26 protein-coding genes are annotated in these 25,112 nt (G+C 74.3%); 9 read left to right on the top strand and 17 right to left on the bottom strand.

Annotated elements, in window-relative coordinates; all coding sequences use genetic code 11:
• Positions 1-17: 17 nt before the first annotated feature.
• From VE614_RS01065 to VE614_RS01055, 3 genes are all read right to left on the bottom strand, one after another.
• Entirely contained in the window at positions 18-620 is a 603-nt protein-coding gene (locus VE614_RS01065) for a hypothetical protein (RefSeq protein WP_324930370.1), read from the bottom strand.
• A gap of 252 nt (positions 621-872) precedes the next feature.
• Complete coding sequence (locus VE614_RS01060; protein WP_324930367.1) at positions 873-1,697, bottom strand: MOSC domain-containing protein; 825 nt, start codon at positions 1,695-1,697, stop codon at positions 873-875.
• Positions 1,698-1,739: 42 nt separating this feature from the next.
• Entirely contained in the window at positions 1,740-2,195 is a 456-nt protein-coding gene (locus VE614_RS01055) for a DUF6643 family protein (protein WP_324930364.1), read from the bottom strand.
• Positions 2,196-2,499: 304 nt separating this feature from the next.
• Here VE614_RS01055 and VE614_RS01050 point away from each other — a divergent pair, with 304 nt between their 5' ends.
• The gene (locus tag VE614_RS01050) at positions 2,500-3,795 is read left to right on the top strand and encodes a TerD family protein (protein WP_324930491.1); all 1,296 of its coding nucleotides are present in this window, start codon (positions 2,500-2,502) and stop codon (positions 3,793-3,795) included.
• Positions 3,796-3,809: 14 nt separating this feature from the next.
• Here the strand turns inward: VE614_RS01050 and VE614_RS01045 are convergent, their stop codons facing one another.
• Positions 3,810-4,985 carry a glycosyltransferase gene (locus tag VE614_RS01045; protein ID WP_324930361.1) on the bottom strand — a complete coding sequence of 392 codons (1,176 nt, stop codon included), beginning with the start codon at positions 4,983-4,985 and terminating at the stop codon, positions 3,810-3,812.
• A 57-nt stretch (positions 4,986-5,042) separates the two neighbouring features.
• Between VE614_RS01045 and VE614_RS01040 the strand changes: the two genes are divergently transcribed.
• Both VE614_RS01040 and VE614_RS01035 read left to right on the top strand, forming a co-directional pair.
• Positions 5,043-5,843, top strand: coding sequence for a glutamate racemase (locus VE614_RS01040; RefSeq protein WP_324930358.1), 801 nt, complete (start codon positions 5,043-5,045; stop codon positions 5,841-5,843).
• A gap of 275 nt (positions 5,844-6,118) precedes the next feature.
• Positions 6,119-6,664, top strand: a complete 546-nt coding sequence (locus VE614_RS01035; protein WP_324930355.1) for a hypothetical protein — start codon at positions 6,119-6,121, stop codon at positions 6,662-6,664.
• A gap of 19 nt (positions 6,665-6,683) precedes the next feature.
• On the opposite strand, the gene VE614_RS01030 is transcribed toward VE614_RS01035, so the two are convergent.
• Positions 6,684-7,712 carry an O-antigen ligase family protein gene (locus tag VE614_RS01030; RefSeq protein WP_324930352.1) on the bottom strand — a complete coding sequence of 343 codons (1,029 nt, stop codon included), beginning with the start codon at positions 7,710-7,712 and terminating at the stop codon, positions 6,684-6,686.
• A 268-nt stretch (positions 7,713-7,980) separates the two neighbouring features.
• Here VE614_RS01030 and lnt point away from each other — a divergent pair, with 268 nt between their 5' ends.
• From lnt to VE614_RS01010, 4 genes are all read left to right on the top strand, one after another.
• Positions 7,981-9,591: an apolipoprotein N-acyltransferase gene (gene lnt, locus VE614_RS01025; protein WP_324930350.1), complete on the top strand. Its 1,611-nt coding sequence runs from the start codon at positions 7,981-7,983 to the stop codon at positions 9,589-9,591.
• Positions 9,592-9,659: 68 nt separating this feature from the next.
• On the top strand, positions 9,660-10,139 hold the full coding sequence (locus tag VE614_RS01020) for an NUDIX domain-containing protein (protein WP_324930348.1): 480 nt from the start codon (positions 9,660-9,662) through the stop codon (positions 10,137-10,139).
• A 54-nt stretch (positions 10,140-10,193) separates the two neighbouring features.
• A complete protein-coding gene (locus VE614_RS01015; RefSeq protein ID WP_324930345.1) occupies positions 10,194-11,003 on the top strand; it encodes a 3-hydroxybutyrate dehydrogenase in 810 nt (269 codons plus the stop codon).
• Positions 11,004-11,072: 69 nt separating this feature from the next.
• Positions 11,073-13,043 (top strand): helix-turn-helix domain-containing protein, encoded by a 1,971-nt coding sequence (locus VE614_RS01010; protein WP_324930342.1) that lies wholly within the window; start codon positions 11,073-11,075, stop codon positions 13,041-13,043.
• Between the two features lie 48 nt (positions 13,044-13,091).
• On the opposite strand, the gene VE614_RS01005 is transcribed toward VE614_RS01010, so the two are convergent.
• On the bottom strand, positions 13,092-14,477 hold the full coding sequence (locus VE614_RS01005) for an MFS transporter (RefSeq protein ID WP_324930339.1): 1,386 nt from the start codon (positions 14,475-14,477) through the stop codon (positions 13,092-13,094).
• Positions 14,478-14,843: 366 nt separating this feature from the next.
• Between VE614_RS01005 and VE614_RS01000 the strand changes: the two genes are divergently transcribed.
• Positions 14,844-15,095, top strand: a complete 252-nt coding sequence (locus tag VE614_RS01000) for a DUF6400 family protein (protein WP_324930336.1) — start codon at positions 14,844-14,846, stop codon at positions 15,093-15,095.
• Entirely contained in the window at positions 15,079-15,309 is a 231-nt protein-coding gene (locus VE614_RS00995) for a hypothetical protein (protein WP_324930334.1), read from the top strand. Before VE614_RS01000 ends, VE614_RS00995 begins: the two co-directional genes overlap by 17 nt.
• Before the next feature lie 128 nt (positions 15,310-15,437).
• Here VE614_RS00995 and hypE read toward each other — a convergent pair whose 3' ends face one another.
• From hypE to VE614_RS00945, 11 genes are all read right to left on the bottom strand, one after another.
• Positions 15,438-16,427 (bottom strand): hydrogenase expression/formation protein HypE, encoded by a 990-nt coding sequence (gene hypE / locus VE614_RS00990; protein ID WP_414719468.1) that lies wholly within the window; start codon positions 16,425-16,427, stop codon positions 15,438-15,440.
• Positions 16,428-16,497: 70 nt separating this feature from the next.
• The gene (gene hypD, locus VE614_RS00985) at positions 16,498-17,667 is read right to left on the bottom strand and encodes a hydrogenase formation protein HypD (RefSeq protein WP_324930328.1); all 1,170 of its coding nucleotides are present in this window, start codon (positions 17,665-17,667) and stop codon (positions 16,498-16,500) included.
• Positions 17,664-17,990 (bottom strand): HypC/HybG/HupF family hydrogenase formation chaperone, encoded by a 327-nt coding sequence (locus tag VE614_RS00980; RefSeq protein WP_324930326.1) that lies wholly within the window; start codon positions 17,988-17,990, stop codon positions 17,664-17,666. Before VE614_RS00980 ends, hypD begins: the two co-directional genes overlap by 4 nt.
• Before the next feature lie 10 nt (positions 17,991-18,000).
• Positions 18,001-20,415, bottom strand: a complete 2,415-nt coding sequence (gene hypF / locus VE614_RS00975; RefSeq protein ID WP_324930323.1) for a carbamoyltransferase HypF — start codon at positions 20,413-20,415, stop codon at positions 18,001-18,003.
• The gene (gene hypB / locus VE614_RS00970) at positions 20,412-21,107 is read right to left on the bottom strand and encodes a hydrogenase nickel incorporation protein HypB (protein ID WP_324930321.1); all 696 of its coding nucleotides are present in this window, start codon (positions 21,105-21,107) and stop codon (positions 20,412-20,414) included. Before hypB ends, hypF begins: the two co-directional genes overlap by 4 nt.
• 2 nt (positions 21,108-21,109) lie before the next feature.
• On the bottom strand, positions 21,110-21,523 hold the full coding sequence (gene hypA, locus VE614_RS00965; RefSeq protein ID WP_324930318.1) for a hydrogenase maturation nickel metallochaperone HypA: 414 nt from the start codon (positions 21,521-21,523) through the stop codon (positions 21,110-21,112).
• Between the two features lie 142 nt (positions 21,524-21,665).
• Positions 21,666-21,782: a DUF6893 family small protein gene (locus VE614_RS33640; protein WP_414719466.1), complete on the bottom strand. Its 117-nt coding sequence runs from the start codon at positions 21,780-21,782 to the stop codon at positions 21,666-21,668.
• A gap of 41 nt (positions 21,783-21,823) precedes the next feature.
• Positions 21,824-22,348, bottom strand: a complete 525-nt coding sequence (locus tag VE614_RS00960; protein ID WP_324930315.1) for a hydrogenase maturation protease — start codon at positions 22,346-22,348, stop codon at positions 21,824-21,826.
• On the bottom strand, positions 22,345-23,805 hold the full coding sequence (locus tag VE614_RS00955) for a hypothetical protein (protein ID WP_324930311.1): 1,461 nt from the start codon (positions 23,803-23,805) through the stop codon (positions 22,345-22,347). The genes VE614_RS00960 and VE614_RS00955 overlap by 4 nt, the downstream gene beginning before the upstream one ends.
• The gene (locus VE614_RS00950; RefSeq protein WP_324930309.1) at positions 23,802-24,440 is read right to left on the bottom strand and encodes a DUF6084 family protein; all 639 of its coding nucleotides are present in this window, start codon (positions 24,438-24,440) and stop codon (positions 23,802-23,804) included. The genes VE614_RS00955 and VE614_RS00950 overlap by 4 nt, the downstream gene beginning before the upstream one ends.
• The gene (locus VE614_RS00945; RefSeq protein WP_324930488.1) at positions 24,437-25,045 is read right to left on the bottom strand and encodes a DUF5947 family protein; all 609 of its coding nucleotides are present in this window, start codon (positions 25,043-25,045) and stop codon (positions 24,437-24,439) included. The genes VE614_RS00950 and VE614_RS00945 overlap by 4 nt, the downstream gene beginning before the upstream one ends.
• Between the last annotated feature and the right edge of the window lie 67 nt (positions 25,046-25,112).

Genomic DNA, 25,112 nt, shown 5'->3' with positions numbered 1-25,112 from the left:
CCGGAGCCGGAAGGCGGTCAGCTGCCGGTGCCGGTCCGGCCCCAGTCCGGTCCTGCCTGCTCCCAGGCGCGGTCGAGACGGGCGTAGCGAAGGCTGACCATGCGCCACAGGACCAGCCGTCTGCCGGCCTCGACCAGGCCCGCGGTGAGCAGGGCCGCGCCGAACCCGGCGAGGACGGCGTGCGTGGTGGCGGTGGCGGAGTCCAGGGGGCGGGTCACCAGCCGGCCGTGCGGATCGGTCCACACCCGGAACCGGTCGCCGGGCTCCGCCGACTCCAGCTGCGCCAGGACGGTGCCCCGGTGCGCGCTGCCGTCGGGCCCGGTCCAGCCGGCGAGGACCCTGGTGCGGGTGTCGCGGGTGGCGGTCTCGGGATCGGCCTCCAGTGGGCCGCGCTCCAGTCTGCGGAGCACGGTGGCCGTCACCTGGTCGCGGGTCAGGCTCTGTTCGCGGGCCGAGCGTTGCAGGGACTCCTGGGCGGCGGAGCCGACGAGGGCGCCGAGCAGGGGTGCGGCGAGGACCGTCAGCAGCAGCGCCGTCAGCGCCAGCCGGGCCTCGGCGAGATCGGTCGGACGGCGCAGCGGATTGTGCCGCCACCGCCAGAGACCGCTCAGGGCTCGCACGACCGCATCCCCTTCCGCTCCGCGGCAACCCCGTCCTAGGAAGTTCTCACGCCACCCCAACGTGCGGACCCTTCACCGCGGTTCCCGTGCCTCGGCGCGTCGGCGGGAGTTGGCGAGATCCCTTCGCCGGGGTCCCGTCCCGCGGCTCCCGCCCCGGAGGTCCCGCCCTCGGGAGTCCCGCCACGGGGGTCCTGGCACCGGGGTCCTGTCACCGGGGTCCTGGCACGGGGCCCCGCCCCCGCGGTCCTGCCGTCAGCCGAGGATCCGCACGGGGTCGCCGACCCGTACCGTGCCGCCGGAGAGCGGCACCAGATTCTGGCCGAAGACGAGCTTGCCGCCGATCCGGCGGTGCCGGCCCAGGGTGAGCAGGGGCTCGCGACCGCGCTCGGCGCTCGCCTGGTCGGTCGTCGTCACCACGCACCGCCCGCAGGGCTTGGCCACGCGGAACTCCACCTCGCCGACGGCGAGCCGCGTCCAGTCGTCCTCCGCCCAGGGCGCGGTGCCGGTCACGACCAGGTTCGGCCGGAAGCGGTTCATCGGCAGCGGGCCCTCCGCGGCGTGATCGCCCTCGGCTATCAGCGAGTTGAGCGCGTCGAGGGAGGCCGCCGAGGTGAGCAGCAGCGGATAGCCGTCGGCGAAGCTCACCGTCTCGCCGGGCAGCGCGTACGCCGGGTCGACGGGGCGGCGGGTGGCGGGGTCGTCCATGTGCACCAGGCGGACGTCGCGGCCCAGGTAGGCGCTGCACCAGGCGTGCGCGGCGGTGTCGGCCGGGACGCCGTCCACCTCGTCGCGGAAGATCTCCACCGCCACCGTGGCGGCCGGCTCGGGCACGGACACGGTCAGCGGGTCGAGGCCGGGCGCGGACAGCCGAAGGCCGCCGCCGGGCAACAGCTCGGCGGCGGCCAGCGCGAGGCGCGGTTGCTGGCGTTGCGTGACGACCTTTCCCCCGTCGTCGATCAGCACCCAGCGTCGGTCTCCGGCCAGCCCCCAGGGCTCCACCACGGCTTCCCGGAGCGACAGGCCCCGGAACGCCTTGACCGGATGGACGTGAATCGATTGCAGTTCCGCGTTCCCCATGGGGCCATCGTGCCAGGTGGCACCGACAGCCCGGGGAGGCGGTCAGTAGCCGCGGTACTGCTGGTTGTTGTACGGGTCCTGGTAGGGGGCGGGCGCCGGGCGCGGCGCCGCGGGGCGCATCGCCTCGTAGCCCATGCCGGGCGCGGCGGCCGGGCGCGGCTGCTGGGGAGCGGCCTGCGGACCCGGATAACCGCGCGGCGCGGAGGCCTGCTGCGGGATGTAGGCCGTCGGCGCCTGGTGGACGGCCGCCTGCTGCAGCGGCGCGGGCTGCTGCTGGTGCGGGTAGCCGTAGGCGGGCTGGGACGGGGCCGCCGGAAGAGCGGGCAGTGCCGACGGCAGCGCGGGCAGCGAGCTGCCCGGCGTGTCGTAAGCGGCGGGGACCCGGATCGGGGCGATCTGCGGGGTGCCCCGCTCGGCGACGAGGGAGTCGTAGATCGGAGTGTCCGGGAAGGAGGCGGAGTAGTAGCCGCCACCATAAGTGGAGCGGGGGGAGGTCATGGCACATAAGTTAAGCCCACGATGTGCTGGTTGGGGAGACCGATAATGGGGTTGTTTTCCGTGTCTGGGGTGACGCGGGATCCCCAATGCGAGCGAACACGGGGAAAAGGGGCGCCGGGCGGCGTTCGGATCGCGTAAAAGCTCAGCTCTGGGCGGGTTACCGGCGGTTGCTTCCCGATCTTCGTACGACTCGGAAAGGGGTTCGCCGGTGTGTCCCGCACGCCCTGTGGGACTTCGCGGGGCGGGGCCGTAGGTTGGGTGGGCGGAGAACCCGGGAGAACGTGCGAGGGGGGCGGACATGTCCATGCCGAAAGGATCGAATACCGCGGTGCCGACGACGGCCCTGCGGGTCGAGGTGGGCTGGCGCGGCGGACCGGGCGTCCCCGACGCCGACGCCTCGGCGCTGCTGCTGGTCGGCGGGAAGGTCCGCTCCGACGGCGACCTCGTCTTCTACAACCAGCCCGCCCACTCCTCCGGCGCGGTCCGCCACGAGGGCAAGCGGGAGGCCGGCGGCCGGGTGACCGACACGCTGTACGTCGACCTCGCGCGCGTGGAGCCCGCGGTCGAGACCGTGGTCCTCGCCGCCTCCGCCGACGGCGGCACCTTCGGCCGGGTGCCGGAGCTGGCCATCGAGGTCAAAGACGCCGCACAGGGCGGCCTGGTGGCCCGCTTCGCGAGCACGGACGCGTCGGTGGAGACCGCCTTCGTGCTCGGCGAGTTCTACCGCCGCCGGGGCGCCTGGAAGTTCCGCGCGGTCGGCCAGGGTTACAGCAGCGGACTGGAGGGCCTGGCCACCGACTTCGGCATCACCGTCGACGAACCCCAGCACGCGGCGCCGCCCGCGGCAGCCACCTCGGCGGCCCCGCCGGTGACGGCGCCGGCCACCACGTCGCCGCCTCCGTCCGCTCCCGCCCAGGCCACGCCGGTGACCGCACCGGCCACCACGCCGCCCGCCGCGCCCGTCCGGCTCACCAAGGTCACGCTGACCAAGGCCGCCCCGGCCGTGTCCCTCACCAAGCAGGGCGGCACCTCGGGCGCGCTGCGGGTGAACCTCAACTGGCAGACGCGCAAGCAGTTCTCGGGGTGGGGCGGCAAATTCGGCCGGGCCGTCGCCCTGCACTCCGACCTCGACCTCGACCTGTGCGCCCTGTACGAACTCGCCGACGGCAGCAAGGGCGTCGTCCAGGCCCTCGGCAACGCCTTCGGCGCGCTGCACCAGCCGCCGTACGTCCACCTCGACGGCGACGACCGCACCGGTGCCGTGACCACCGGCGAGAACCTGACCGTCAACCTCGACCACAAGGACGCCTTTCGGCGCATCCTCGTCTTCGTCACCATCTACGAGGGCGCCCGCTCCTTCGCCGACCTGAACGCCACGGTCACCCTCCAGCCGCAGTACGGCGCCGCCGTCGACTTCTCCCTGGACGAGTGCACCGTCCCCTCCCCGGTGTGCGCGCTTGCCCTGATCACCAACACCGGCGGTGACCTGATCGTCCAGCGCGAGGCGCGCTACCTGATCCCCGCGCACGGGGTCAGCCCGCAGCGGACCGTCGACCAGGCCTACGGCTGGGGCATGAACTGGACACCCGGACGCAAGTGAGCGAGCGGGAGTGATCAGCTCTCGTCGGGCACCGCGTCCGGACGTGCGTAGGTGCGGCCCTTCCAGGCCGCACCGCGCCCCCAGTAGTGCCGCACCGCGGAATCCACCGTCATGAGGAGATAGAGGAACGCGGTGAACGGCAGCAGGGGAGCGAGCCACAGGGGCTGCCGGTAGTAGCGGAGCATCGGCACGTACGTCCCCGCCATCATCAGCCACGCCCCGGCACCGAGCGCCCCCGCCGCCGTGCCGCCGCCGAGGATGCCGGCGGCCAGTGCCACGGGCGGCACCAGATAGACGACGGCCAGCCCGGCGACCGTGCCGAGCAACAGGGGCGGGCTGTGCCGCAGCTGGGCGTAGGCGCTGCGCGAGACCATCCGCCACAGGTCGGGCAGCCCCGGGTACGGGCGCACGCTGTCCACCCGGTCGGCCAGCCCCAGCCAGAGCCGGCCGCCGCTGTCGCGCACGGCCCGCGCGAGGGCCACGTCGTCGATGACGGCGTGCCGGATGGCGTCCGGGATCCGCGCGCGCCCGGCGGCCTCGGCGCGCAGCAGGACACAGCCGCCCGCCGCGGCGGCCGTCCGGGCGCCCCGGCGGCCGATCCACCGGAACGGATAGAGCTGCGCGAAGAAGTAGACGAACGCGGGCACGACGAGCCGCTCCCAGAAGCTCTCCACCCGCAGCCGGGCCATCTGCGACACCACGTCGAAGCCGCCGGTGCGGGCGGCGGCCACCAGCGTGCGCAGACTGTCCGGGGCATGCGCGATGTCGGCGTCCGTCAGCAGCAGGTACTCGGGCGCACGCGCGCGTGCCTCCCCGATACCGTGGCGCACCGCCCACAGCTTGCCGGTCCAGCCCGCGGGGGGCTCGCCCGGCGAGACGACGGTCAGCGGCAGCCCGCCCCGCCGCCGCGCCAGCTCCCGAGCCAGCTCCGCGGTGCCGTCCGTACTGCCGTCGTCCACCAGGAACACCTCGGCCCGCCCCGGATAGTCCTGCCCGAGCAGCGACGGCAGGCTCACCGGCAGCACCGCCGCCTCGTCCCGGGCCGGTACGACCACGCAGACGGACGGCCAGTCGGCGGGGTCCCGGCGGGGCGGCAGTCTCACGTCCGTGCGCCAGAAGAAGCCCTGGCCGAGCAGCAGCCACAGCCAGGCGGCGAGGGAACCGGCGGCGGTCCATGCGAGGGCGCTCACCAGCGCAGTCTGCCCCACCGGAGCGGGCGGCACGGGCACATCGACTATCGTGGCCGGGTGAAGATCGCGCTCATGGACTCAGGAATCGGCCTGCTGGCGGCCACCGCCGCGGTACGGCGCCTCCGCCCCGACGCCGATCTGGTCCTCTCGCTCGACCCCGACGGCATGCCCTGGGGGCCGCGCACACCCGAGGACCTCACGGAGCGGGCCGTCGGCGTCGCCGAGGCCGCCGCCGCACACGGGCCCGACGCCCTGATCGTCGGCTGCAACACCGCCACCGTGCACGCCCTGCCCGCACTGCGCTCCCGCCTGGAGCCCGGCATCCCGGTGATCGGCACCGTCCCGGCGATCAAGCCCGCCGCGGCCGGCGGCGGCCCGGTCGCGATCTGGGCCACCCCCGCCACCACCGGCAGCGCCTACCAGCGCGGACTCATCCAGGACTACGCGGCCGGGGTGCCGGTCACCGAGGTGCCGTGCTGGGGACTCGCCGAGGCCGTGGAGCACGCGGACGAGGCGGCGATCGACGCGGCCGTCGCGGCGGCGGCCGAGCTGACGCCCGCGGATGTCATGACCGTCGTCCTGGGCTGCACCCATTACGAACTCGTCGCCGAGCGCATCCGCGCCGCCGTCCAGCGCCCCGGCCGCCCGCCGCTGGCCCTGCACGGCTCGGCCGGCGCCGTCGCCGCGCAGGCGCTGCGCCGGATCGGCGCCCGCCCCGCCCCGGAGACGGCCGCCCGCGGCGATGTGACGGTCCTGCTGAGCGGACGCCCGGGCCCGCTGCCCGCACCCGCGCTCTCCTACGCCGAGGGACGCCTGCTCGCCCCGGCCGTCCCGGCTCCGGCAGCCGACGCCCACTGACCGGCGAAGCCGCCGCCGTACGCCCGCGCCCGCGCCCGCGCCCGCGACGAGCCCGGTGCTGTGAGGCGGCGCGGCGAAACCGGAGAGCCGCGCGAGTGCGGAGGCGCCCGGGGTGCGTACGGCGTCACGAGACCGCCCGGGGTGCGCGGGATGCGACGAGGCGGATGCCCGCAGCGAGGGGGCACCCCGGTTCGTACGGCGCGCGTGCGTCCGGGCGGAGGAGTCACGCTGCACGACGACCACCCGCGCAGCGAAACCTGAGTAACCTCGAAAACATGAGGGACGACCCCCGTGACGCGCGCTCCCCGCACCCCGATGTCTGGACCGGCCGGGCCACCAACCGGGTCCAGTGGCTGCTGGCGCTCATCGGTGCCGCCTGTCTGGCCCTCGGCATCGAGCTGGCCGTCGACTACCCGTGGACCAACGGCATCGCCCCGCTGGTGATGGCCGTGGTCGGGTGCATCGCCGGCGGGCTGCTGGTCCTCTTCGGCACCCTGGCCTTCGTGCACGTCGCGCTGCGGGTGGACCAGGAGTGCCTGGAGATCCGCTGCGGCCATATCGGCGTGCCGCGCCGCCGCATCCCCCTCTCCCAGGTGAGGGACGCAGACTTCGCGCCGCACGTCACCCCGCGTCACTGGGGCGGCTGGGGCTACCGCTGGCGTCCCGAGAAGGGCACCGCCGTGGTCGTACGGCGCGGCGAGGGCGTGATCCTGCGGCTGTGGGACGGCCACACCTTCACCATCACCGTGGACGACGCGGAGTCGGCCGTACGCGTGATCAGGAACCGGCTGCGCCCGCGCGCGCCCGGCGCGGCGCACTGACACCCTCGCCGGGCGGCGGCTATCCGGCCGGCGGCCGGGCGGTGGCCAGCCCCGCGAGCAGTCCGGCGCCCGCCGTCACCGCGGTGAAGCTGAGGGCGTTGCCGACCGCGGAGATCGCCGCGAGCGCCGTGAGCGCCGCGCCCGCGGTGAGCGCGACCGGGGTCGGGCGCGCGGTGCGCCACAGCGCGTGGAGCATCCAGCAGAACACCGCCGCCAGCAGGAGCACCCCGACCACTCCCTGCTCCGCCGCCTGCTGCAGGAGTGCCGAGTGCGGCTTGCCGTCGGACGGCGGTGACGCGGCCACCGTCCGGCTCAGCTCCCCGAACCGGCCCGGTCCCACGCCCAGCGCGGCCTCCGCGCGCGCGAGGGCGAGCGCGTCCTGCCAGAGTCCGATCCGGTGCGGGGTCAGCGGGCCTTCCAGGAACGCGGCCGGACCGGGCGGCAGCACCCGCCCGGCGACCGCCCAGGCCCCGCCGGCCACCAGGACCGCGATCAGCGCCAGGCCGGCGAGGGCCGGTCCCCGGTGCCGTACCCGGCCGGCGGCGAACGAGGCCAGCAGCACCGCCGTACAGGCGACGAATCCCGTCGTCGAGCCCACGACCGCGGCGCTCACCGTGATCCCGGCGGCCAGCGCGCCCAGTGCCGGCCGGAGCGCGGCGGCGCCGGCCGACCAGGCGGCGCAGCAGGCGGCGCCGGTGGCCAGGGACAGCAGGGCGGCGGCGGCCCCGGCGTGGCCGAGGGGGGCGCTCGGCTGCGGCCCGGGAGCGAGGTGCGGTACGGCGACGAGCAGGCCGAGACCGGCCAGGGCCGCGGCGCCGGGCGCGGCGACCGGCAGCAGCGATCCGCAGATCCGGCCGGCGGCGTGCCCGGCGGCCACGGCGAGCACCGCCAGCAGTACGCCCTCGGGCCGGCCGCCGTGCGCCGCCGCCGTGATCAGGGACCAGACGGCGCAGGCCCCGAGCACGGCCACGCCCACCGCGTCGGAAACGTCTCGTCTCTCGTCGTCCGCGTCCTGTCCGGCCGCGGGCGCCACCCCCGTGGAACCCATCCGTCCCCCCGAAACCGGTCCCCCGACCTGTGACGGACCCCGTTCGCCGCCCGCGCCACGGGCGGGCGGCTCAAGGGCCCGGCACAAGGTATCGGCTCATGGGCGGTTTGTGGATGAGTCGGGGGGAGATGTGCCGAAACGATGCGGCGGAGCGGTCCGGCGGACCGGTGCGCGGGGGAGGGGCGCGGCCCAGGACCGGAGGGCGGGGAGCCCGCGGCCCCGCTGACCGCGCTGTCCGCGCCGGGGGAGCCCGCCGTAGACTCCCGGAGTGACCGTCACCGCAACCTCCGTGGACGAGTCGGACGACGTCCGGCCGGCCACCGCGCCCGCCCCGCGCGGCGCGCGGCTGCTGCGCCTCGTCCCGGCCGCCACCGCGGCGCTCTCCGGAGTTCTGCTCTACGTCAGTTTCCCGCCCCGCACCCTGTGGTGGCTGGCCCTGCCGGCCTTCGCCGCCTTCGGCTGGGTGCTGCGCGGCCGCGGTGTGAAGGCGGGCCTGGGCCTCGGCTATCTCTTCGGCCTCGGCTTCCTGCTGCCGCTGCTGGTGTGGACCGGCGTGGAGGTCGGCCCCGGACCGTGGCTCGCCCTCGTCGTCGTCGAGGCGTTGTTCGTCGCCCTGGCCGGCGCGGGCGTCGCCGCCGTGTCACGGCTGCCCGCCTGGCCGGTGTGGGCGGCGGCGGTCTGGGTCGCGGGTGAGGCGGCACGCGCGCGCGTTCCCTTCCACGGCTTCCCCTGGGGCAAGATCGCCTTCGGCCAGGCGGACGGCGTCTTCCTGCCGCTCGCCGCGGTCGGCGGCACTCCCGTGCTCGGTTTCGCGGTCGTCCTGTGCGGTTTCGGTCTGTACGAGGTCGTCCGCCTCGCGGTGGACGCGCGCCGCACCCGCGCGGTACGGCGGCCCGCCGCGGTCGCGGCGCTGCTCAGCCTGGCCGCGCCGCCCCTCGCCGCGCTCGCCGCCCTGCCGCTGGTCAGCGACGAGGCCGAGGACGGCACCGCCACCGTCGCCGTCATCCAGGGCAACGTGCCGCGCGCGGGACTCGACTTCAACGCCCAGCGCCGGGCCGTGCTCGACCACCACGCGCGCGAGACCGAACGACTGGCCGCCGAGGTGAAGGCCGGGAAGGTCACCCGGCCCGACTTCGTGCTCTGGCCGGAGAACTCCTCCGACATCGATCCCTTCGCCAACGCCGACGCCCGCGCGGTCATCGACGGCGCCGCCAAGGCGATCGGCGCGCCCCTCTCCGTCGGCGGCGTCGTCGAACGCGACGGCAGGCTGCTGAACGAGCAGATCCTCTGGGACCCCGAGAAGGGCCCGGTCGACACCTACGACAAACGGCAGATCCAGCCCTTCGGCGAGTATCTGCCGCTGCGCTCCGTGCTCGACGCGATCAACGAGAACTGGACGGCCATGGTCCGCCAGGACTTCAGCCGGGGCTCCGAGCCGGGCGTCTTCACCCTGGACGGCACCGAGGTCGGCCTCGCCACCTGCTACGAGGCGGCCTTCGACTGGGCCGTGCGGGACACCGTCACCCACGGCGCGCAGATGATCTCCGTGCCGAGCAACAACGCGACCTTCGACCGCAGCGAGATGACCTACCAGCAGCTCGCCATGTCCCGGATCCGCGCGGTCGAGCACAGCCGGACCGTCACCGTGCCGGTGACCAGCGGCGTCAGCGCGATCATCCTGCCGGACGGCACCATCACCCAGAAGACCGGCATGTTCGTCGCGGACTCCCTGGTGCAGGAGGTGCCGCTGCGCTCCTCCCGGACCCCCGCCACCCGGCTCGGCACCGTTCCGGAGCTGGCCCTGCTGCTGGTCGCCGCGGGCGGTCTGGGGTGGGCGGCCACCATGGCGGCGCGCGGGCGGCGCGCGGGTGGCGTGTAGCCGTACGACCGCTGTACGCCCCGGGAACCCGCCGGAGGCGCGCCGGATGGCCCGTTAGGGTCTGGCCCATGGCCATTCCTGACTTCATCCGCACCCTGCGGGCCTCCGCCGGACACCAGTTGCTGTGGCTCCCCGGAGTCACCGCGATCGTCTTCGACGACGAGGGCAGGGTCCTGCTCAACCGCCGTGTCGACACTCGCAAGTGGTCGGTGCTCGGAGGCATCCCCGACCCGGGTGAGCAGCCCGCGGCCTGCGCCGTGCGGGAGGTCCACGAGGAGACCGGCGTCCGCTGCGTGCCCGAGCGGGTCGTCCTGGTCCAGGCGCTGGAGCCGGTCACCTACGAGAACGGCGACGTCTGCCAGTACATGGACATCACCCTGCGCTGCCGCGCGGTCGGCGGCGAGGCGCGGGTCAACGACGACGAGTCGCTGGAGGTCGGCTGGTTCGAGGTCGACGCGCTGCCCGACCTGAATGAGTTCGGGCTGCTGCGGATCAAGCAGGCACTGTCGGACGCACCCACGTGGTTCGAGCCCATGACCTTCGAATGAACTGTGGTGGATGACCACATGGGGCGGGGGAGGGCCGCTGCCTAGGGTCGAGACATGACCCCGCCCCGTGACCTGCCCGGCCCGTCCGGGCCCTGTGCCCCCTCGCTCGACCTGGGCGGCCGCACCGCCCTCGTCACCGGCGCCGCCGGCGGCATCGGCCGCGCCTGCGCGCTGCGGCTCGCGGCCGCCGGAGCCAAGGTCAGAGCGGTCGACCGGGACGACGCCGGACTGGCAGCCCTCACCGAGCAGGCCGCGGGCCTGGCCGGGACCGTCGAACCGCATGTCCTCGACCTCACCGACCTGGACGCCGCCGAACTCGTCGCCGCCGGCACCGACGTCCTCGTCAACAACGCCGGACTGCAACTCGTCCGGCCGCTGGAGGAGTTCCCGCCCGACGTCTTCCACACCGTCCTCACGGTGATGCTGGAGGCGCCGTTCCGGCTGATCCGGGGCGCCCTGCCGCACATGTACGGGCAGGGCTGGGGCCGGATCGTGAACATCTCCTCCGTGCACGGGCTGCGCGCCTCGCCGTACAAGTCGGCGTACGTGGCCGCAAAGCACGGCCTGGAGGGCCTGTCCAAGACCGCCGCCCTCGAAGGCGCGCCGCACGGCGTCACCTCCAACTGCGTGAACCCCGGCTACGTCCGCACCCCTCTCGTGGAGCGGCAGCTCGCCGACCAGGCGCGGGCCCACGGCATCCCGGAGGAACGCGTCCTGACCGAGGTGCTGCTCCAGGACAGCGCCGTCAAGCGGCTCATCGAGCCGGCCGAGGTCGCGGAGGCGGTGGCGTACCTGTGCGCGCCGCAGGCGTCCTTCGTCACCGGCACCTCGCTGGTCCTCGACGGCGGCTGGACCGCGCACTGAGTCCCGCGGGCGGCCCGGAGTTCTCCACAGGGCTGCCGGGGCGCCCGCGTCATGGTGAATCCTGTGAGCATGTCCCGCGATCATGTGCAGTCCGCTCCCCAGACGCCGGGCGCCGAGGCTCGGACACCGAGCGCCGGCCTCGACACGCCGACCGCCGCCGTCGAGGCACCGTTCCTGGAGCTGCTGGCCCGTGGCGCGTCCGCCGACGCGTATGAGCAGCCGGTGCTGCTCGCCCGCGCCGAGGGCCGGTCCGGCGAGCGGATCACCGCGCTGGAGCGCGCCAAGCTGCTGGCGCTGCGGGTGCGCGCGGAGCTGGAGGGACGGCGCCGCCGCGAGGCCGAGCTGTCGGCGCTGTTCGAGACCGCCCACGACCTCGCCGGCCTGCGCGACCTCGACGCCGTGCTCCAGGCGATCGTGCAGCGGGCCCGCTCCCTGCTCGGCACCGACGTCGCCTATCTCAGTCTCAACGACCCGGCCCGCGGCGACACCTACATGCGGGTCACCGAGGGCTCGGTCGCGGCCCGCTTCCAGCAGCTGCGGCTCGGCATGGGCGAGGGGCTCGGCGGCCTCGTCGCCCAGACGGCCCGGCCGTACGTCACCGACGACTACTTCCGTGACGACCGCTTCCAGCACACCCCCACCATCGACGCGGGGGTGCGCGACGAGGGACTGGTGGCCATCCTCGGCGTGCCGCTGATGCTGGGCCCGCACGTGATCGGGGTGCTCTTCGCCGCCGACCGCCGCGCCCGGGTCTTCGAACGCGAGCAGATCGCGCTGCTCGGCTCCTTCGCCGCCCTGGCCGCCGCCGCCATCGACACCGCCAACCTGCTCACCGAGACCCGCTCGGCGCTGGCCGGCCTGGAACGCGCCAACGAGATCATCCAGGACCGCAGCGCCGTCATCGAACGGGCCTCCGAGGTGCACGACCGGCTCGCCGAACTCGTGCTCCGCGGTGGCGGGGTGCACGACGTGGCCGCCGCGGTGGCCGAGGTCCTGGACGGCACGGTCGAGTTCACCGAGGCTGCCGGGGCCCCGGCCCGCCCGCTGGACGAGTCCCGCGCCGAGGGACACGCGGTGCGGCACGAGGACGACTGGATCGCGGCCGTCGCGGCCGGTGGCGAACTCCTCGGCGCGCTGGTGCTGCGCGGCCATCCCGGTCTCGACCCGGTCGACCAGCGCACCCTGGAGCGCGCCGCGATGGTCACCTCCCTGCTGCTGCTCGCCCGCCGTTCCGCCGCCGAGGCCGAACAGCGGGTCCGCGGCGAACTCCTGGACGACCTGCTGGACGCCCGCGACCGCGACCCCCGCCTGCTGCGGGAGCGCGCCTCCCGGCTGCACGCCGACCTCGACGCCACCCACGTGCTGCTCGCCGCCCGGCTCGACGACCCCGCCGCCGACGCCGACCACGAGGCCGACGCGCGGCGCCGCCTGTGGTCGGCCGCCTCCCACCTCGCCGCCACCCGGCGGGGACTGGCCGCCGCCCGTGACGGCGGCACCGTCCTGCTGCTGCCCCTGGCCCCCGGCGACAGCGCCACCGAGCTGGCCCGGCGCACCGCCCGCCACCTCGGCACGGCCGTCCACGAGGCGGTCACCGTGGGCGCCTCGCCGCCGGTGCGGGACCTCGCCGCCCACCCGGCCGACGTCGCCGGGGCCTACACCGAGGCCCGCCGCTGCCTCGACGCCCTGCGCCTGCTCGGCCGCAGCGGAGACGGCGCCGCCGCCGACGACTTCGGCTTCCTGGGGCTGCTGCTCGCCGGCGACCGGGACGTGGCGGGCTTCGTGGACCGCACGATAGGCCCGGTGGTGGCGTACGACGAACGACGCGGCACCGAGCTGCTGCGCACCCTCGACGCCTACTTCCACTGCGGGATGAGCCCCGCCCGCACCAAGGACGAGCTGCACGTCCACGTCAACACCGTCGCGCAGCGCCTGGAACGCGTCGGCCGGCTGCTGGGCGACGACTGGCAGACCCCGTCGCGCGCCCTGGAGGTCCAGCTCGCCCTGCGCCTGCACCGGCTGTCGGCACGGGGAAGCCACTGACCGCGGCCCCGTACCCGCCGGCATGGGGACCGCGGCCGGCAATGCCGCTCAGACGGTGTGCGCGTCCTCGGCCCGCGCGCGCTCGGGCGCGGCACCCGCCGAAGGCTCGATGTCGGCCAGATCCCGGTGGCGGGTCTCCTTCGCCACCCCCACGGCGACGAGCGTCAGCAGCGCCGCCGCGATCACGTACAGGGCGATCCAGGTCGAGCCGCCGGTGCTCTGCAGCAGGGCGGTGGCGATCAGCGGGGCGGGCGCGCCGGCCGCGACCGAGGCGAACTGGGCGCCGATGGAAGCCCCCGAGTAGCGCATCCGGGTCGCGAACATCTCGGAGAAGAAGGCGGCCTGTGGAGCGTACATCGCCCCGTGGAGCACCAGCCCCACCGTCACCGCGAGCAGCAGGCTGCCGAAGTCGCCGGTGTCGACGAGCGCGAAGAACGGGAACATCCACAGACCGACCCCGGCCGCGCCCAGCAGATAGACGGGACGGCGCCCGACCCGGTCCGAGAGCGCGCCCCAGAGGGGGATGACCGCGAAGTGCACGGCGGAGGCGATCAGCACGGCGTTGAGCGCGGTCTGCTTGGAGACGTCGGCCGCGGTGGTGGCGTAGACGAGGATGAACGCGGTGATGACGTAGTAGCTGATGTTCTCCGCCATACGCGCGCCCATCGCGATGAGCACGTCCCGCCAGTGGTGCCGCAGCACGGCGACCAGCGGGAGTTTCTCGGCGTCCACCACCCGCGCCCCCTTGCGCGCCTCGGCCTGCGCGAGGGCCTGCCGGAAGACGGGCGACTCGTCGACGGACAGCCGGATCCACAGCCCGACGATCACCAGCACCCCGGAGAGCAGGAACGGAACACGCCAACCCCAAGTGTTGAACGCGCTGTCCGACAGCACGGCGGTCAGCAGCGACAGCACACCGGTGGCGAGCAACTGCCCGGCCGGCGCCCCGGTCTGCGGCCACGAGGCCCAGAACCCCCGCCGCCGCGCGTCCCCGTGCTCCGACACCAGCAGCACGGCTCCGCCCCACTCACCGCCGAGCGCGAACCCCTGCACCAGCCGCAGCACCGTCAGCAGCACGGGTGCGGCGGTTCCGATCGTCGCGTGTGTCGGCAGCAGACCGATCGCGAAGGTCGCCCCGCCCATCAGCAGCAGACTCAGCACCAGCAGCTTCTTCCGCCCGAGGCGGTCGCCGTAGTGCCCGAACACCAGCGCACCCAGCGGGCGCGCCGCGAATCCCACCGCGTACGTCAGAAACGACAGCAGCGTGCCGACCAGCGGGTCGGACTCCGGGAAGAACAACTGGTTGAAGACGAGCGCGGCCGCGGAGCCGTAGAGGAAGAAGTCGTACCACTCGATGGTGGTGCCGATGAGGCTGGCGGCGACGATGCGCTTGAGGTTGGAGGGGGCTGGGGGAGCGGTCGCGGGCGACGACATCGGCACCACTTCCTGACGTTCGACGGGGACGGTTGCGTGTCGCCACACGGTAGGAACGTGCAGGTCAGAGGCGTATGTGGTGGGACACCATAGTTCTTGGCGTGGGAGTGCGCGCGTCCACCATGTAGGTGGGGCCAGGACCTCGGTGAGGGCTTCGACAGGGTTGCCAGGGGGTGCCAGGGCGGTGCGATCGAGCTCGCGAGCACGCAGGCACCTGCCTTGTCCGCAACCGCCTCCCACGGACGCCGGCCTCGCGCGTCGCCCGGCCCAACCCCGATGAGGTCCGTCACAATGCCTTCCGGCACGGAGACCCATGCTGGTACAGCTGGCTGGGACCGGTGAATCCCGTGTGAAAGTGCACCGCGCATGAACGACAGCCCAGCCCACGACCCTGTGGCTTTCCCGCTCGACCTCACCCTGGAGGAGTCCCGCCGGCGCGCCGCGGTGGTGGCCGCCCTCGGTGACGACTGGGACCCCCTGGCCGTGCTCCGCTCGGAGGAGGAGGCGCACCGCCTGCTGTACTCGGGTCTGGACGCCGAGCAGGAGCGGACGTACGCCATGCTGGTGGAGGCCGGCGTGCTGCCCGGACGGGACCCGGGCGATGCGGCTTCCCCTTGACCCGCAGGCGGACCGGGCCCGGCGGGCCTGGGTCCCCTGCCCGGGGTGCGACGACGCCCGGGACTGTGTCACCTGCGCCGAACGGCGCAACTGCCCGGACCACTGGCGCTACCTCATAGCCAACGAGGGCGCGCGGGTGCACCTCCAGTGCCCCGGCTGCACCCACAGCTGGACCCTGGACACCCGTCCCGGCAGGCGCGGCCCGACCATCTGAACCCACGGGCGCGCGGGCTCGGGCGGGAACCCGACCGCCTGAACCCACGGGCGCGCGGGCTCGGGCGGGAACCGGGCCGCCGGCCGGAGAGAGGCACCGATGACGCCGGCCCGGCGAGCGGGCACCGGTCAGCAGATCCGCGGGAGCTGTTCTCCGAGCGGCATGTCCACCACGCGCGTCCCACCCAGGCCCGTCCGGGCCACGACCATCCCCGGGTGCTCGGCCACCGCCTCACCGATGACCGCCGCCTCGGCGCCCAGGGGGTGCGCCCGCATCGCGGCGAGGACCGCGTCGGCGTGGTCCCGGGGCACGAACGCCACGAGCTTGCCCTCGTTGGCCACGTACATCGGGTCGAGGCCCAGCACCGCGCAGGCGTTGGCCACCGGTGGCGGCACCGGGACGGCCCGCTCCTGGACGACGATCCCGGCGCCCGAGGCCGCCGCGATCTCGTTGAGCGAGGCGGCCAGACCCCCTCGGGTCGGGTCGCGCAGCACATGGAGGTCCGGGGTGACCGCGAGCATCGCCTCGACCAGGCCGCCGAGCGCCGCGCAGTCGCTCTCGATCTCGGCCTCGAACCGCAGGTTCTCGCGCTCGCTCAGGATGGCCACACCGTGGAGGCCGATGGCCCCGCTGACGATGACGACGTCACCGGGCACGACCCGCTCCGGACGCAGGTCGACCCCGGGCGGGACCAGACCGATGCCCGAGGTGTTGATGTAGACGCCGTCGCCGTGACCGGCCTCCACGACCTTGGTGTCGCCCGTCACCACCCGCACACCGGCGGTGCGGGCGGCGGCGCCCAGCGCCTCGGCCACCCGGCCCACGGTGGAGATCTCGACGCCCTCCTCCAGGATGACGCCGCACGACAGGTAGGCGGCCCGGGCCCCGCTCATCGCGAGGTCGTTGACCGTGCCGTTGACGGCGAGGTCACCGATGCTCCCGCCCGGGAAGAACAAGGGCCGCACGACGAACGAGTCGGTGGAGAAAGCGAGCCGCGCCCCGCCGAGCTCGACCGTGGCCGAGTCGGTCAGGGCGGCGGGCGCCGGTCCGGCCAGGGCGGGAAGGAAGACCTGCTCCACGAGTTCGGCGGACATCACGCCGCCACCGCCGTGGCCCATCACCACCCGTGGCCGGTCCCGCAGCGGGGCGGGGCAGGTCCAGGACAGGACGTCCGGCCCTGTGAACGCGTCAGACAACGGGGCTGCCCTCCAGGGTGTGGGATGTCGTCGCCGGGGCCGCCGGGCCGCTGACCGGCACCGGGCGGGCCGGCAGGTCGAGCCGCCGGTACAGGTAGTAGGCGGCGCACGCGCCCTCACTGGAGACCATGGTGGCCCCCAGCGGGGTGCGCGGCGTGCACGTGGTGCCGAACGCCTCGCATTCGTGCGGCTTCAGCAGCCCTTGCAGCACCTCTCCGCTGCGGCACTCGGCCGGCTCCCGGGTCGTGATGTCACCCACCTGGAAGCGGTGCTCGGCGTCGTGGTCCCGGTAGCGCTCGGACAGCCGCCACCCGCTGTCGGGGATGACGCCGATGCCGCGCCAGGCCCGGTCGGTCACCTCGAAGACGTCGTCCAGCATGGCGCGCGCGGCGGGGTTGCCCTCCGGCCGGACGGCACGCTCGTAGGCGTTCTCCACCGTGTGCTCGCCCCGTTCCAACTGCCGCACGGTGCGCCGTACGCCTTCGAGGATGTCGAGCGGCTCGAAGCCGGTCACCACGATGGGCACCCCGAACCGTCGGGCGAGCCCGGGGTACTCCTCCGTCCCCATCACGCTGCACACGTGACCGGCCGCGAGGAAGCCCTGGACGCGGCAGTCCGGCGACCGCATGATCGCCTCGATCGCGGGCGGGACCCGGACGTGCGACACCAGCAGGCTGAAGTTGCCGATGCCCAGCTTCCGCGCCTGGTGGACCGCCATCGCGTTGGGCGGGGCGGTGGTCTCGAAGCCGATGCCGAAGAAGACGACCTCCCGGTCCGGGTTCTCCTGCGCGACCCGCAGCGCGTCCAGCGGCGAGTACACCACCCGGACGTCGCCGCCCTCTCCGCGTACCTGGAAGAGGTCACGGCCGGTGCCCGGCACCCGCAGCATGTCGCCGAAGGAGCAGAAGATCACCTCGGGACGCGAGGCGATCTCCAGCGCCTTGTCGATCACCTCGAGCGGGGTCACGCACACCGGACAGCCGGGGCCGTGGATCAGCTCCACCTCCTCCGGCAGGAGCTGGTCGATGCCGTGGCGGATGATGGTGTGCGTCTGGCCGCCGCACACCTCCATCAGCGCCCAGGGCCTGGTCACGGTGGCCCTGATCTCGTCGAGCAGCCGCGCCGCGAGGTCCGGGTTCTGGAACTCGTCGATGTACTTCACCGCAGCACCTCCCCGGCCGCGGCAGCGTCGTCCGGCCCGTGTCCGTTGCCGCCCGCCTCCGCGGCGGCCTGCTCCCACGGATCGCCGAACTCCTCCTGGAGCATGCCGAGGTTCTCGAACAGCTCCAGCGTCCGGCGGGCCGACTCCTCGTCCAGCCGTTGCAGGGCGAAGCCGACGTGGACGATCGCGTACTCACCGACCTGAAGGTCCGGCAGGTACTCCAGGCACACCTCCTTGACCACACCGCCGAAGTCGACGCTGGCCATCCGTGTGCCGTTCCGGTCCTCGACCCCCAGTACCTTCCCTGGTACCGCCAAGCACATATGTGTCTCCTCACTCTCGCGTCGCGCGGCCCGTGTCCGCCGATCCGGCCCCGTCCGTGGCGCGGGCGGCCACGACGAGCTGGCCGAGGGCCAGCCCCCCGTCGTTGGGCGGGATCCTGTGGTGGCGCAGCACGGTGAAACCGTCCGCGCGCAGACCGCGTGCGCAGGCCGACGACAGCAGCGCGTTGGAGAACACCCCGCCGGACAGGGCGACGGTGTCCAGGCCCGACGACTCGCGGGCCAGCCCGCAGACCGTGCGCACCAGCCGGGCCACCGCCGAGTGGAAGCGGGCCGCGACGACCGGTGCGGGAACGCCCAGCCGTACGTCCTCGACGGCCGCGGCCAGCAAAGGCGCCGGATCGGCGGAGACCGGCGACGCGCCGTCCCGGTCCCGTCCGGTCAGGCGGAAGACGTAACGCGGGTCCTCGTCGACGGTCCCGGCGGCGACCGCGGCCGCCTCCAGTTCGATCGCGGCCCTCGCCTCGTACTCGGCGTGGTGGCAGACGCCCACCAGGGACGAGACCGCGTCGAAGAGCCGCCCGATGCTGGATGTGGGCACGCAGTTCAGCCCCCGCTCCAGCTGCCGCTCCAGCACCGCCCGCTCCTCCGGGGGGCAGGCGGCGGCGCACGGCAGGTCCGCGTCCGGCGCGATGCCCGCCGCCCACAGATGCGCAAGGGCCATGCGGTAGGGGCGCCGAACGGCCGCGTCACCGCCGGGAAGCGGTACATAGGCCAGGTGCGCGAACCGGTCGTAACCGCCGTAGTCCGCGAGCAGGAACTCCCCGCCCCACACCGCACCGTCGGCCCCGTGGCCCGTGCCGTCGAACGCGACCCCGATCACCCTGCGGCCCGCGACCACGCCGTGTTCGGCCATCACGGAGGCGACGTGCGCGTGATGGTGCTGGACCCGCACCACCGGGCGTCCCGTGGCGTGCCGCCGAGCCCAGGCGCCCGAGCGGTACGCCGGGTGGGCGTCGGTGACGAGCAGCTCGGGGCGCACGCCCGTGATGGACTCCAGCTGCCGCTCGGCGCGGTCGAACGCACGCTGGGTGGCGAGGTCGTCCATGTCCCCGACGTGGGCGGACAGCCACGCCCTGTCGCCCTCGGCGAGGCAGAAGACGTTCTTCAGGTCGCCGCCGACCGCGAGGGCGGGCGCCACCGGCACGGGCAGCGTGAGCGGCAGCGGGGCGTAGCCGCGGGAGCGGCGCAGCACCAGCGGCTCGCCGTCGCAGACGCGCACCACCGAGTCGTCGCACGGCACATGGACGGGCCGGTCGTGCGTGAGCCAGGCGTCGGCCAGGCCGGACAGCCGGTCCAGGGCCTCGTCGTCGTCGATGACGATGGGCTCGCCGGACAGGTTGCCGCTCGTCATCACGAGCAGCCGGGGCCCGTCCGCGCCGAGCAGCAGATGGTGCACCGGTGTGTACGGCAGCATCACCCCGAGGTCGGGACTGCCGGGCGCGACCGTGTCGGCCGGCACCAGGGCCCCCGGTGCGCCCGTGACGCCGGTGCGCCGGCGCAACAGCACGATGGGGCGGACACGACCGGTGAGCAGCTCCCGCTCGGCGGGGCCGATGCGCACGAGGTGCGCCACATCGGCCACCTCCCGGGCCATCAGCGCGAAGGGCTTGCCACCGCGTGCCTTGCGGCGGCGCAGCTCGCCGACCGCCCGGCTGTTGGCGGCGTCACACGCCAGGTGGTACCCGCCGATGCCCTTGACGGCGACGATCCCACCGGCGGCGAGCAGCGCGCGCGCCGCGTCGACGGGGTCCTCGGCGGCCGGACGGCTGTGCCCGGAGGCCGTGACGAGCCGCAGTCGCGGGCCGCACGAGGGGCACGCCACGGGCTGCGCGTGGAAGCGGCGGTCGGCCGGATCGTGGTACTCGCGGTCACACGCGGGACACAGCGGGAAGCCCGCCATCGTGGTGTGCTCGCGGTCGTACGGCAGGCCGGTGACGATGGTGAACCGCGGCCCGCAGTGCGTGCAGGTGATGAAGGGGTGGCGGTGGCGGCGGTCCGCGGGATCGGCGAGTTCGGCCAGGCAGTCACCGCAGGTGGCGGTGTCGGGGGCGACCAGCGTGCGCACGGGACCGGACGCGCGGGAGGGGACGATGCCGAAACCGCTGCCGCCGGTGGGGGGCAGGTCGGTGGTGTCCACCGACTCCACGACGGCCAGCGGCGGGGCCTCGGGCGCGATGCGCGCGCAGAACCGGTCGACGGCCGCCGCCTCGCCCTCGACCTCCACGACCACACCGTCGCCGGTGTTGGCGACATGGCCGGCGAGTCGCAGTTCCGACGCCAGGCCGTACAGGTACGGCCGGAACCCCACCCCCTGCACCACCCCGCGCACGACGGCCCGCACGCGCCGCACCGGCGGCGCGGTCACCACCTGCCGTGGCACGGCCACCTCGGGCGTCGCGTTCACGCCCGGGCCTGTGCCATCACCGGGTCGTGCACCTCTGCCCCCTCGGCCGCCGCCAGTGCCCGCTCCACCAGCAGACCGGCGCCCTGCGCACTCCGCACGGAGCTGAGGACGACCTCCACACCGGGGTTGACCTGCTGCACATTGGCCCGGAAGGCGGCCTCGTCGAACTCGGCGGGACCGGCCAGGTCGGCCTTGGTGACGATCACCAGGTGCGCGAGGCCGAACGCGGTGGGGTACTTCAGCGGCTTGTCCTCGCCCTCGGTGACCGCGGCGAGGACGACCCGCAGCGTCTCGCCGAGGTCGTACGACGCCGGGCACACGAGGTTGCCCACGTTCTCCACGAACAGCAGACGGGTGTCCTCCGGGAGCCAGTTGTGCAGGTGCCCGGCGAGCATGTCCGCCTCCAGATGGCACAACCCGTCCGTGAGCACCTGTTTGACCGGCACCCCGGAACGGCCGAGGCGTACCGCGTCGTTCTCCGTCGCGAGGTCCGCCGTCAGCGCGGCGGCCGGGACGCCGCGTTCCCGGGCGATCGTCAGCTCCCGTTCCAGCAGGGCCGTCTTGCCGCTGCCGGGGCTGGACAGGAGGTTCACCACGGTCGTGCCCCTGGCCGTCAGTTCACCGCGCAGGATGCCGGCCGCCATCGTGTTCTTGGCGAGCACGGCCTGCTGGAGGTCGACCACACGGCACATCGTCAGCTCTCCTCAAGGGTGGTTGCACGAGTTGCACGGGTTGCGCCGGGGAGGCCGGGAGCAGTGGGTTCCGCGGCCCAGCGCACTTCGGTGATGCGCAGCTCGCGGCCCGCCACCAGCTCGGTGGCGGCCGCGCGGCAGTCCGGGCAGAGCATGTCCGGGGGCATCCCGGTGTTCCAGGTCCGCCCGCACGGTGCGCACCGCGCACGGCCGGGGACGGAACGGGTGACGAGCTCGGCGCCCTCCAGGACGGTCCCGGCGCAGGCGAGTTCGAAGCAGAAGTGGAGCGAGTCGGAGACCACTCCGGCCAGCTCGCCGATGTCGAGGCGCACATGCTGGACGTTCCGCGCGCCGCGGGACCGTGCCGCCTGTTCGACCTGGTCCACCACGGACAGGGCGACGGACATCTCGTGCATCGGTCTCCGTCCGGGCCGGGGATGTCTCTCCGGCGCCCATTACACGGCCGTGGCCGGGCGGCGCGCCGACCGGCGCGCCGGGGTCACACGGCTGCGTAGGCCGTTCGGACCCACGGGACGGCACCGGGCCGCGGCCGGTGGGTCACATCCGGCGGATGCGCAGATAGCGCCGGACGTCGGGCAGGACGTTCGCGACGATGGCCGCGAGTGCGGCGGCGGTGGCGGTGGCGGCGGCACCGCCGATGAGGCGCTTGTTCATGGGCTCTCCGTGAAGGTCGGTCGGGGCGTGGGAGGGGCGGGTCAGTCTCGGGCTCCGTCGCGGAGCGGTTCAGTCACCAGTTCGGTCACCAGGCGCACCGCCTCGGGGACGGCGGCGGCCACGGGCGGGCTGAGCCCGATGCCCTCCTCGACGGTGGCCGGCTCGCACCCCACCACCAGGGTGCGTCCTGGCGGTTTCGCGCCGGTACCCGCGCACAGGGTGTCCAGCAGCGCCAGTACGGCGTCGGGAGACATCCGGTGGCCGTCGAGGGGGACGTCCGAGGCCGGCTGCCTGGAGCCCGGCCCGGCGGCGTCGATCACGTACAGCGTGCCCGGCTCCCCGCCCCGCGCCGTCGCGTCCAGGAGGACCAGGGCGTCGTATCCGTCGAGGAGCTGGTACGCCAGGTGGACACCGCGGATGCCGGTGTCGGCGACCTCGACACCGGCGGGCAGGTCCTGAAGGGCCAGCATGCGTGCCGCCTCGACGCCGAAGCCGTCGTCGCCGAGGAAGATGTTGCCCGCCCCGGCGACCAGCGTGCGCGGACGGGTCTGTGAGGGGGCCATCACGCGTCCTCCGCGACGTCGACCTCGTCGGGCTGGAAGTAGAGGAAACGGCCCTGCTCACGGCGGATGTCGGCACCCGGGTCGTCGTCGACGGTGACCGCGATGTGCACGCCGCCGTCCACGTCGTGCAGGACCGCTTCCACCAGGGCGAGCCGGCCGCTGAGGAACAGGTCCTGGGCGTCGGTGTGGCGCAGCCGGGGACGCAGCACGACGCGGCTGCCGGCCCGTACCGGCCGCCCGCCGACGAGGACGTGGTCGGAGGCCGGGTCCACGGCCGCGTCCGCCCCCGGGTCCCACCAGGGGGTGTCCGGCCGCGTGACTCCGCTCTGCCGGAAGGGGTCGGACGGTACGGCGTCGCCCGCCGGGGTGGTGAGTGCGGGCACCCCCGTTGGTGGCCTCTGTGCGGTCACCTCGCGCAGGCCGCGCACGGCGCCGTGAAGGCGCTCCAGGACCTCCGGCGGCATGGAGTCGGCCAGCTCGATGACGGCCGCCGCCCGGGCGTCCGTACCCCGGGCCTCGCGCTTCTCCTCGTCGGTGAGGGCGGCGGTGCGCAGCGCCAGGATCTCGTCGATCTCCGTCGCGTCGTACAGCGCGCCGGGGCTCTCGGGCGCGATCGCCGGGTGGTCCTCCAGGATGATCGGCGAGGAGAGCACCAGGTCGCCGCGGCCCGGTTCGCCGGCCAGCACCGGCCAGGTGTGCAGGTTGCGGCACGCGGCGGTGGCTCCCCGCGCCCACTCCGGCGGGTCCGTCATCGACAGGAACCGCCCGGAGTCCAGGCACAGCAGTGCGTGACAGGCGACCAGGGACCGGGGCAGGGCCGCGTCGCGGTCGGCGTCGCCGTCCGGGGTCCAGTCGCTGGTGTTCTCCACGACCAGGCTCAGACGATGCGTGCGGTACGGACCGTCCAGCTCGCCCGCCGACAACCGCAGCGCACCCATGACCTCCTGGCGGCGGCGTACGAGCCGGCCCACCACGCGCCCGGTGGAGTCCGAGACCGGTTCGGTCTCCTCGGCCGCCGGGCGGGTGAACGGGACGACGATGCCCTCGCCCGCCAGGGTGTCCACGGGAACGGTGAGCCGGACGGCCTGTTCATGTCCCTCGTCCCACGGGACGATCACCTGGTCGTCCAGGCGCAGCTCGCCCACCGGCTCGAAGGTGCCGTCCGGGCGCACCCGCTGGACGGTGCGTCGCTGCGTGTGCAGGAAGCGGACCTCGACGGCGAGCGTGGCCCCCCGCTTGGGTTCCATCAGCAGTTCGGTGTGCTGGAAGTCGTGCTCGTCGGCCCTCGCCGTCCAGGCCGGCGGTACGAGTACCCCGAACTGCCAGCGCAGACGGTTCTTGGCGGCCGAGGCGCGGTACGGGTAGAGCACGTACCCCTCGAAGAGCACGGCGTCGGCGACCTGGCGTGCGACGGCGAGCCGGGCCTCTGTCCCGGGGGAGAACGTCGTCGTGGCCGTCATGGCGTTCTCTCCCCGGCCGCATGGAGGAGCGCCTCGACGGCCGCCTCCCAGGAGGGCAGGGCGCGCCGCGACCGGTGGGCGAGCAGCGCGTCCATGGTGTCCCGGGGCAGCCGGATCCAGCCGGAGCCCGGGAAGTGCTGGTCGATCATCTCCCGCCAGGTCTTCACCGGCATGCGGAAGGCGGCCTCCTTGTCCCAGGGGACGGGCTCCACGCGGAAGCCGCCGGCGCCGGTGAAGGCGGTGCCGGAGAACAGCATCAGCAGCGGCACCTCCCCTTCCTCCAGGGCGTGGAAGTAACGGGTGGACGCGATGTCCATGTCGTAGGTGCACGGCACCGCCAGGTCGGTCTCCACCTCGCCGGTGAAGCCGGGGACCATCACCGCGACCTGGGCGAACTGCACCGGGTTGAGGCTGCTGCCCCAGCGTGACCGCTCACCGAAGAGGTCGGTCAGCCGCGCGGCCTCGGCGTCGCCGTAGCCGCGCCGGACGGGCTCGATGCGGATCTGGCAGCGCAGGGCGAGCGCGTGCACGCGGGCCTGGCCGGAGGCCGTGATGCGCAGCCGGAACACCAGGGTGGGGCCCGCCGCGTACGGATCGGCGCGCACCCCGGTGCAGGCGAAGGCGAAGTCGGTCACGACCCGCTCCCTCGGACGTCACGGGCACGGTCGCGTACGTGGGCGAAGAAGGCGTCCAGGTCGGCGCGGGCCTCCGCGCCACCGTCGAAGCCCTGCCACCGCAGGCGCATCCGGCCCACCAGTTCGTAACAGATGTCGACGGGCACCAGGAAGCACTCGACCGTGCCCTCGTGACGCCGCAGCAGCAGCGCCTCCACGTCGGGTTCGAGGAGTCCCGCCAGAGGCGAGCCGGTCAGGACGGCCTGCCAGGAGGCCGGATCCAGTTCGCTCTCGGTCGCCCCGGCAGGGCTCGGGTAGAGCGCGACGAGCCGGTCGAGCGCGGAGTTGCGGAAGAAGAACGCGACGCCGACAGGGATGCGCAGGTGCTCCCAGGCCTGTTCGTCGATGCCGTGCCCGGGGTCGCTCAGGTAGCGGCCCGGAACCGTGCGGAAGCGGCCCTGGGCCCCGCCGGAGCCGTCCAGCAACTGGGCGCAGGGGGCACACGCGCAGGCCAGCATCCGTTTCTCGGTGTCGACGAGGTGGCGGTGACGCTCGTCCGCCAGAGGCGTGGCGCACAGCTCGCAACGCTCCTCGCGGGGCCGGCGCGGGGCCGCGAAGCGGCGCAGGCCCCGCGGTTCGGGGCCGCGCCACGGCCGGCCGGCGCCGGTCTCCGCCGCGCCCGCTCGGGGCACG

Source organism: Streptomyces sp. (genome assembly GCF_035645055.1).
Lineage (GTDB): Bacteria > Actinomycetota > Actinomycetes > Streptomycetales > Streptomycetaceae > Streptomyces.
The sequence above is the reverse complement of the archived record's forward strand: the minus strand, read 5'-3'. Positions and strand labels throughout refer to the sequence as shown.